The organism is Blautia sp. DFI.3.45 (assembly GCF_020593505.1).
Classification (GTDB): domain Bacteria; phylum Bacillota; class Clostridia; order Lachnospirales; family Lachnospiraceae; genus Blautia_A; species Blautia_A wexlerae.
In genome coordinates, this window is sequence record NZ_JAJDMI010000170.1 from 1 (window position 1) to 485 (window position 485).

General features: G+C 45.4%; 2 tRNA genes and 1 rRNA gene. All 3 read left to right on the plus strand.

From position 1 onward, the window contains the following. Positions 1 to 86 precede the first annotated feature (86 nt). The 3 genes from rrf to LJE09_RS17460 all read left to right on the plus strand — a co-directional run bounded on the left by rrf (position 87) and on the right by LJE09_RS17460 (position 379). Positions 87 to 204 (plus strand): 5S ribosomal RNA (gene rrf / locus LJE09_RS17450). 5 nt (positions 205 to 209) lie between these two features. Continuing rightward, positions 210 to 282: transfer RNA gene (locus LJE09_RS17455), tRNA-Ala, on the plus strand. Between the two features lie 23 nt (positions 283 to 305). After that, a tRNA-Ile gene (locus tag LJE09_RS17460) sits at positions 306 to 379 on the plus strand. The last annotated feature ends 106 nt before the right edge of the window (positions 380 to 485 follow it).

The following is a 485-nucleotide window of genomic DNA, read 5'->3' on the forward strand; positions in this document are numbered from 1 at the left end:
GGATCACCTCCTTTCTAAGGAAGAAGAAGTAGAGTAAAGAATGTGTTTTACTGTTGAGTTATCAAGGAAAACTGAATAACAACATTTCTGGTAGTGATGCGCTTAGGGGACACACCCGTTCCCATCCCGAACACGACGGTTAAGACCTAAGCGGCCGATGGTACTGCACTGGAGACGGTGTGGGAGAGCAGGTGGCTGCCAGATCAAATGGGGATGTAGCTCAGTTGGGAGAGCACCTGCCTTGCAAGCAGGGGGTCGAGAGTTCGAATCTCTTCATCTCCACTGAAATCGAAAGATTTCAAGATGGGCTTATAGCTCAGCTGGTTAGAGCGCACGCCTGATAAGCGTGAGGTCGGTGGTTCGAGTCCACTTAAGCCCATTGGCTTATAAAAATTTAGCCGTGAGGTTAAGTGTTAAGCCTGATATAAATTGTACCTTGAAAACTGCATACATGAAATTTGATTAAAAGTTAATCAAATATCCTT